This window comes from Modestobacter sp. KNN46-3 (assembly GCF_011039295.1).
The window spans coordinates 1-7,244 of record NZ_JAAKGN010000196.1 but is presented as its reverse complement, the minus strand read 5'-3'; the positions used below and the strand labels follow the sequence as shown (position 1 = coordinate 7,244).

The 7,244-nt window shown below is 74.5% G+C and carries 10 protein-coding genes; all 10 read right to left on the bottom strand.

The genetic code is table 11. The features are described from left to right. Positions 1-180: crossover junction endodeoxyribonuclease RuvC (locus tag G5C62_RS24155; protein WP_241176107.1), on the bottom strand; the 180-nt coding region annotated here is incomplete at its 3' end. Between the two features lie 192 nt (positions 181-372). After that, complete coding sequence (locus G5C62_RS24150) at positions 373-1,125, bottom strand: YebC/PmpR family DNA-binding transcriptional regulator (RefSeq protein WP_164703010.1); 753 nt, start codon at positions 1,123-1,125, stop codon at positions 373-375. Then, a complete protein-coding gene (gene pdxT / locus G5C62_RS24145) occupies positions 1,122-1,799 on the bottom strand; it encodes a pyridoxal 5'-phosphate synthase glutaminase subunit PdxT (RefSeq protein ID WP_036334216.1) in 678 nt (225 codons plus the stop codon). Before pdxT ends, G5C62_RS24150 begins: the two co-directional genes overlap by 4 nt. Then, the gene (gene pdxS, locus G5C62_RS24140; RefSeq protein ID WP_277424821.1) at positions 1,796-2,695 is read right to left on the bottom strand and encodes a pyridoxal 5'-phosphate synthase lyase subunit PdxS; all 900 of its coding nucleotides are present in this window, start codon (positions 2,693-2,695) and stop codon (positions 1,796-1,798) included. The genes pdxT and pdxS overlap by 4 nt, the downstream gene beginning before the upstream one ends. A 70-nt stretch (positions 2,696-2,765) precedes the next feature. Beyond that, positions 2,766-3,290: a hypothetical protein gene (locus G5C62_RS24135; RefSeq protein WP_164703008.1), complete on the bottom strand. Its 525-nt coding sequence runs from the start codon at positions 3,288-3,290 to the stop codon at positions 2,766-2,768. 11 nt (positions 3,291-3,301) lie between these two features. Then, the gene (locus G5C62_RS24130; protein ID WP_164703007.1) at positions 3,302-4,528 is read right to left on the bottom strand and encodes a glycosyltransferase family 4 protein; all 1,227 of its coding nucleotides are present in this window, start codon (positions 4,526-4,528) and stop codon (positions 3,302-3,304) included. Next, positions 4,528-5,490 carry a phosphatidylinositol mannoside acyltransferase gene (locus tag G5C62_RS24125; RefSeq protein WP_164703006.1) on the bottom strand — a complete coding sequence of 321 codons (963 nt, stop codon included), beginning with the start codon at positions 5,488-5,490 and terminating at the stop codon, positions 4,528-4,530. The genes G5C62_RS24130 and G5C62_RS24125 overlap by 1 nt, the downstream gene beginning before the upstream one ends. Beyond that, positions 5,487-6,140, bottom strand: a complete 654-nt coding sequence (pgsA, locus tag G5C62_RS24120) for a phosphatidylinositol phosphate synthase (protein WP_036334223.1) — start codon at positions 6,138-6,140, stop codon at positions 5,487-5,489. The genes G5C62_RS24125 and pgsA overlap by 4 nt, the downstream gene beginning before the upstream one ends. Beyond that, positions 6,141-6,761 (bottom strand): HIT domain-containing protein, encoded by a 621-nt coding sequence (locus G5C62_RS24115; protein ID WP_241176106.1) that lies wholly within the window; start codon positions 6,759-6,761, stop codon positions 6,141-6,143. Further along, on the bottom strand, positions 6,758-7,244 hold a 487-nt coding region (locus G5C62_RS24110; protein ID WP_241176105.1), incomplete at its 5' end, for a His/Gly/Thr/Pro-type tRNA ligase C-terminal domain-containing protein. The genes G5C62_RS24110 and G5C62_RS24115, both read right to left, overlap by 4 nt.

Here is a 7,244-nt window from a genome sequence, read left to right as displayed (position 1 = left end):
CAGCGCGGTCACGGCGGTGTGCACCTCCAGCAGACGCAGTTCCAGGTCGAGGTCGGGCGAGGTGCGGACGACGCCGACCCCCAGGGCCACCGGCCGGGCACCGGGGCGCCCCTCGACCACGCCCCAGCCGCACCGGGTGAGCCCCGGGTCGATGCCGAGCACCCGCATGAGGACCTCCACCAGCCGACGCGAACACCTGTTCGAACCACGCTAACCGCCGAGGTCGAACGCACCCACCTCCGACACGCTGGTGACGCGCTGGAACGGCCCCGCTGCAGGGTCCCGCCACGAGCCTGCGAGTGGTGGGGGCAGCAGGCGGAAGGACCCCCTCCCACGAGCCCTTCGCGAGCTCAGGCCACGACCGGAGGGGGCCTAAGCGTCGATGGACTCCATGACCTCGTCGGAGACGTCGTAGTTCGCGTACACGTTCTGCACGTCGTCGAGGTCCTCGAGGGCGTCGATGAGCCGGAAGACCTTGCCCGCACCGTCGGCGTCCAGCTCGACCTGCACGCTGGGCAGGAAGCCCATGTCCGCGGAGTCGTAGTCGATCCCGGCGTCCTGCAGGGCGGTGCGCACGGCGACCAGGTCGGAGGGCTCGCAGACCACCTCGAAGGTGTCGCCCAGGTCGCGGACCTCCTCGGCGCCGGCGTCCAGCACGGCCATCAGCACGTCGTCCTCGGTGGTGCCGGTCGCGGGGACCACGACGACGCCCTTGCGGGAGAACAGGTAGGAGACCGAGCCGGGGTCGGCCATGTTGCCCCCGTTGCGGGTCATCGCGGTGCGCACCTCCATCGCCGACCGGTTCTTGTTGTCGGTGAGGCACTCGATCAGCACGGCGACGCCGCCGGCGGCGTAGCCCTCGTAGGTGATGCCCTGGTAGTCGACCCCACCGGCCTCGAGGCCACCGCCGCGCTTGACCGCGCGGTCGATGTTGTCGTTGGGCACCGAGCTCTTCTTCGCCTTCTGCACGGCGTCGTAGAGCGTCGGGTTGCCCGACAGGTCAGCGCCACCGGTGCGCGCGGCGACCTCGATGTTCTTGATCAGCTTGGCGAAGAGCTTGCCGCGCTTGGCATCGATGCCGGCCTTCTTGTGCTTGGTCGTCGCCCACTTGGAATGCCCGCTCACGCCGTTCTCCCCTCACTGCCCGCGTCCGCTCCGGCGCCAGCACTGCTCGCATGGTCTCGTGCCCTCATCGCCGTCGCCTCCCGCACCAGCTCCACGAACAGCGCGTGCACCCGGCTGTCGCCGGTCAGCTCGGGGTGGAAGCTGGTGGCCACCAGCCGGCCCTGACGGACGGCGACGATCTTACCGTCGGCCGGTCCACCCTCCACCCGGCCGAGCACCTCGACGTCCGGGCCGGCCGCCTCGACCCACGGCGCCCGGATGAAGACGGCGTGCACCGGCGGCCCCGGGACCCCGGCCAGCTGCACCGCGGTCTCGAAGGAGTCGACCTGCCGGCCGAAGGCGTTGCGGCGCACCGTCACGTCCAGACCGCCGATGGTCACCTGGTCGGCCGGGGCGTCCAGCACCGTGTCGGCCAGCAGGATCATCCCGGCGCACGACCCGTAGGCGGGGAGCCCGGCGCGGACGGCGTCCCGCAACGGCTGCAGCATGCCGAACCGCTCGGCGAGCTTGCCCATCGTGGTGGACTCCCCACCCGGCAGGACCAGCCCGTCGACCTCGGCCAGCTCACCGGGCCGGCGCACCGGCCGCGCCCGGGCCCCGGTGGCCCGCAGGGCGGCGAGGTGCTCGCGGACGTCGCCCTGCAGCGCGAGCACCCCAATCGTCGGCGGGGTCACCAGCCGCGCTTGGCGTACTGCTCGCTCTCCGGCAGCGTGCTCACGTTGATGCCGACCATGGCCTCACCGAGCCCGCGGGAGACCTTGGCGATCACCGACGGGTCGTCGAAGAAGGTGGTGGCCTGCACGATCGCGGCAGCGCGCTGGGCCGGGTCACCGGACTTGAAGATGCCCGAGCCGACGAAGACGCCCTGGGCGCCCAGCTGCATCATCATCGCCGCGTCCGCCGGGGTGGCGATGCCGCCGGCGGTGAACAGGACGACGGGCAGCGCGCCGGTGCGGGCGACCTCGACCACCAGGTCGTACGGGGCACGCAGCTCCTTGGCGGCGACGAACAGCTCGGTCTCGTCCAGCGTCGCCAGCCGCTTGATGCCGGCCCGGATCGCCCGCATGTGCCGGGTGGCCTCGACCACGTTGCCGGTGCCGGCCTCGCCCTTGGAGCGGATCATCGCCGCGCCCTCGGAGATCCGCCGCAGCGCCTCGCCCAGGTCGGTGGCGCCGCAGACGAAGGGCACGGTGAACGCGCTCTTGACGATGTGGTGGGCCTCGTCGGCCGGGGTGAGCACCTCGGACTCGTCGACGTAGTCGACGCCGAGCGCCTGCAGCACCTGGGCCTCGACGAAGTGGCCGATCCGGGCCTTGGCCATCACCGGGATGGAGACCGCGCCGATGATCCCCTCGATCATGTCGGGGTCGCTCATCCGGGCGATGCCGCCCTCGACGCGGATGTCGGCGGGCACCCGCTCCAGGGCCATCACCGCGACCGCGCCGGCGTCCTCCGCGATCTTGGCCTGCTCGGGGGTGACGACGTCCATGATGACGCCGCCCTTCAGCTGCTCGGCCATCCCGCGCTTGACGCGTTCGGTGCCGGTGCCGGTGGGCTCACTGTGGTTCAGGGACACGCTGCTGCCTCGCAGGTCGTCGGGCCGGGGACCGGCGGGAGGGGACGTCCCAGCGTACGGCGGGTCAGCCGGCGGACCGCGCGGTGCCGGTGAGCACTGCGTCCAGGCCGTCGTCGATGTCGAAGTACCGGGGCAGCGGCCGGTCGGCGTGCAGCCGCAGCACCCGGGCCAGCCGGCCCCGGCGCAACGTCCGGGTGTCCCGGACGGCGTCGTTGTAGAACCGCCGGGCCAGCCCCACCCGCATGCCGGCGTCCTGCAGTTCCGGGGGCAGCACCCCGGTGGGGACCCGGCGGAGCCACCGGCCCAGCAGGTTCTCGGCGGCCTCCCGGTCCCCGGCCGACGGCGCCCGGGCCCCGGCCGCCGCGGTGGCCAGGGCGGCGGCGAGCTCGGGACCGAGGTCCTCGGCGTGCTCCCGGGCCAGCGCTGCCGCCAGCTCGGCCCGCCGCAGCAGACCGGCGTCGAGCACCTCCCGCGCCCGGCGGACCCGCCCGGCCAGCCGGCGCAGCCGGGTGAGCGTCCAGCCGGCCCAGCCGAGCACCAGGACCACCAGCAGACCGGCGGCGAGGAGCAGCCCGGTCGCGGTGGTCATGGGATCCGAGGCTAGCGGCGCGCCCGCCTGCGGAAGGGCCCCGACGGCCCGAGTCCGCCGGTGGCGTCGGGCACGTTCCCCAGCAGCGCGTCGTCGTCGGCGGCGGAGGCGGTGACCCCGGTGCCACCCGGCGGGGCGACGGTCTCGTAGACGGCGAGGATCCGCCGGGCGACCACCGCCCAGTCGTAGTCGGCCACGGCCCGCCGGCCGGCTGCCTGCAGCTCGGCCCGGCGGGCCGGGTCGGCCAGCAGGCCACCGAGCGCCGCGCCCAGCGCGGCGGCGTCCCCGCGCTTGACCAGCACACCGGCGGTGCCGTCCTCCAGGACCCGGGCGAAGGCGTCCAGGTCGCTGGCGACCACCGGTGCGCCGGCCCCCATCGCCTCCAGCAGGATCACGCCGAAGGACTCCCCCAGCAGGTTCGGGGCGCAGTAGACGTCGACCGAGCGGAGGAGGGCCGCCTTGGCCGACTCGTCCAGCTCCCCGAGCACCGTGACGTGCGGGCGCAGCTCGTCGGCCACCAGCTCGTCCAGCTCGTCGGGGTCGCCGCGGCCGGCGATGAGCAGGCGGGCCCGCGGGTGCTCGGCGACCACCGTCCGCATCGCCTCCAGCAGCACCGGCAGGCCCTTGCGCGGCTCGTCGTAGCGGCCGAGGAAGCCGATCGTCGGGGCATCGGTGCCCCGGGCATGGCCGGGCAGCGTCGGCCCGTCGGCGAAGGCCGCCACGTGCACCCCGTTCGGGATGACCACCGCGTCCCCGCCCAGGTGCTCCACCTGGACGCGGCGGGCGAAGTCGGAGACCGCGATCCGGCCGCTGATCCGCTCCAGCCACGGGCGGGCCACCGGGCCCAGCGCGGCCAGCACCTTGGACCGGGTGGTCGCCGCGTGGAAGGTGGCCACGAGCGGGCCGTCGGCGATCACGCAGACGAGCAGGGAGAGCGAGACCGACGCCGGCTCGTGCACGTGGACGACGTCGAAGTGCCCCTCCCGCAGCCAGCGCCGGGCCCGGGCCGCCGCGACCGGGCCGAAGGAGACGCTGGCCATCGAGCCGTTGTACGGGACGGGCACCGCCCGGCCGGCCCAGGTGACGTGCTCGGCCGGCAGGTTCTCCTCGTGCTCGGCCGGGGTGAGGACCTCCACGGAGTGGCCGAGGGCGCGCAGCGTCTCCGCCAGGTCGCGCACGTGGTACTGGACGCCGCCGGGGACGTCCCACGAGTAGGGGCAGACCAGGCCGATCCGCATCAGCCCACCTCCGCTGGCGGCGCGGACACGGCTGGGAGGGCGGGCGCGCGCCCCTCGGGACCCACCTCGGGCCAGACCCGACCGAGCACGTGCCAGTCCTCGGGGCGCTCGGCGATGGTCGTGGCGAAGGCGTCGGCGACCTGCTGGGTCGCCCAGGTCACCCGGTCCCGCAGCCGACCGGGCCGGTCCAGCGGGACCGGCGGGTGGACGACGAACTGCCACCCCGTGCCGTCGAACTGGCAGACGGCGGGCAGCAGGGTGGCCCCGGTCTGGGCCGCGACCAGCGCCGGGCCCCCGGGCATCGTCGTCCGGCGGCCGAAGAAGGTGACCGGCACACCGCTGCCGGAGAGGTCGCGGTCCATCAGCAGGCATGCGGTCCCGCCGTCGGCCAGCCACTCCCGCAGCACCGTCGAGCTGGGGCGCTCACCGCCGGTGAGCGGCACGACCCGCATGCCCAGCCGTTCCCGGAAGGCGACGAACCGGCGGTACAGCGACTCCGGCCGCAGCCGCTCGGCGACGGTCAGGAAGGGGCCGCCGAGCCAGGCGATGAGCCACACCCCTGCGGCGTCCCAGTTCCCGCTGTGCGGCAGGGCCAGGACGATGCCGCGGCCCTCCGCGCGGGCGCGCTCCAGGTGTTCCCGGCCGCGCATGACCGAACCGGCGAGGATCCGCTCGGTGGAGAGCGTCGGAAGGCGGAAGGTCTCCTGCCAGTACCGGGCGTAGGACTGCATCGCCCGCCGGGTGAGGGCGTCGAGCGCGGCGTCGTCGAGGCTGCCGTCGGTGACGACGTCCAGGTTCGACCGCAGCTGCTGGGCGCCCCGCCCGCCCCGGCGCACGGCGAGCGCGCCTGCCGCGGCGGAGCCGGCCCGGGCCACCGGCTCGGGCAGCAGCCGGACGGCCCGCCAGCCGGCTGCGTACCCGGCGTCGGTGAGCCGGGCGAGCAGGTCGGCGCGGCGGCTCACGGCGTGGGGCGCCCGGACGCCTCGTCGGGCGAGGACGTCGGCAGCTGCAGGCCGCGGGACTCCCGGCGGACCGCCGCGAAGCGCTGCGCGACCGTCACCGCGCTGCCGGCCAGCAGCACCCAGAGGGCGACGTGGACCGCGTACGGGATGCCCAGGCCGGTGAAGCCGGTGCCGACCAACACCAGGATCAGCCGCTCGGTGCGCTCGACGACGCCGACGTCGGCCGACAGCCCGACGCCCTCGGCGCGGGCTTTGACGTAGGAGGTGAGCACCCCGAGCACCAGGCACAGCAGGGCGAGCAGCACCAGCAGCCGGTTGTCCCCCGCCCCGGAGTACCACCAGACCAGCCCCCCGAAGATGGCGGCGTCGGCGGCCCGGTCGCCGGTGGAGTCCAGCACCGCGCCGAACACCGAACCGCCCCCGCGGGCCCGGGCCAGGGCGCCGTCGAGCATGTCCAGCAGCACGAAGACGGTGACGGCCAGCGCGCCCCAGAAGAGCTGGCCGTTCCCGATCAGGAAGACCGCGGAGACCACCGCGCCGAGGGTGCCGGTGAGGGTGACCGCGTCGGCGGTGACCCCGGCCCGGACCAGGCCCCGGACCACCGGCGCCCAGAACCGGGCGACGGCCGGCCGCAGGTTGACGCCGAGCACTCAGGCCACCGTCGGGTGCGGTGCGGGACCGGTCGGCTGACCTGCGTCCGGCCAGGCACCGGCCAGCAGGGCGCGCGTCTCGGCCAGCACCTGCGGCAGCACCCGGGTCAGCCCGATCACCGGCATGAAGTTGGTGTCCCCGCCCCAGCGCGGCACGGCGTGCTGGTGCAGGTGGTCGGCGATCCCGGCGCCGGCCACCGACCCCTGGTTCATGCCGACGTTGAAGCCGTGCGCGCCGCTGACCGACCGCACCACGCGCATCGCCGTCTGGGTGAAGGCGCCGAGCTCGGCGACCTCGGCGATGGTCAGGTCGGTGTAGTCGGGGACGTGCCGGTACGGCACGACCATCAGGTGGCCGGCGTTGTACGGGTAGAGGTTGAGGACGGCGAACACCGTCTCGCCCCGGGCCACGATCAGCCCGTCCTCGTCCGACATCGCCGGGATCAGGCAGAACGGGCAGTCGTGGTCGCCGCTCGGCTTGTTCTCCCCGCGGATGTAGGCCATCCGGTAGGGCGTCCACAGGTGCTCGAAGCCGGACGTCGGTCCGTCGTCGTCGTTGCGCACCGGCACCCGGTAGGCAGCCGCCCCCTCGTTCACGTCCCCGCCCATGTCCTCGCTCATCCGGCCACCATCGGGGTCTCCGCGGTCGGGTCGGTGTTGTGCCGCCCCTCGACCCAGGCGGCGACCTGGGCCACCGCCTCGGCGACCGGGACGCCGTTGCGCTGCGAGCCGTCCCGGTAGCGGAACGAGACCGCCCCGGCCTCGGCGTCGGTGGCCCCGGCGATCAGCACGAAGGGCACCTTCTGCTTGCTGGCGGTGCGGATCTTCTTCTGCATCCGGTCGTCGGAGTCGTCGACCTCCACCCGGATGCCGCGCTGACGCAGCTGCAGGGCGACGTCGGTCAGGTACGGCACCTGCTCGTCGGTGATCGGGATGCCGACCACCTGGACCGGGGCCAGCCAGGCCGGGAAGGCGCCGGCGTAGTGCTCGGTCAGCACGCCGAAGAACCGCTCGATGGACCCGAACAGCGCCCGGTGCAGCATCACCGGCCGCTGCCGGGACCCGTCGGCGGCGGTGTACTCCAGGCCGAAGCGCTCCGGCAGG

What these genes read in the sequence shown, in the direction of transcription:
- G5C62_RS24135 (WP_164703008.1), bottom strand. Translation starts at nt 3,290, where the DNA reads ATGACCACCGCGACCGGGCTGCTCCTCGCCGCCGGTCTGCTGGTGGTC.
- G5C62_RS24130 (WP_164703007.1), bottom strand. Translation starts at nt 4,528, where the DNA reads ATGCGGATCGGCCTGGTCTGCCCCTACTCGTGGGACGTCCCCGGCGGC.
- G5C62_RS24115 (WP_241176106.1), bottom strand. Translation starts at nt 6,761, where the DNA reads ATGAGCGAGGACATGGGCGGGGACGTGAACGAGGGGGCGGCTGCCTAC.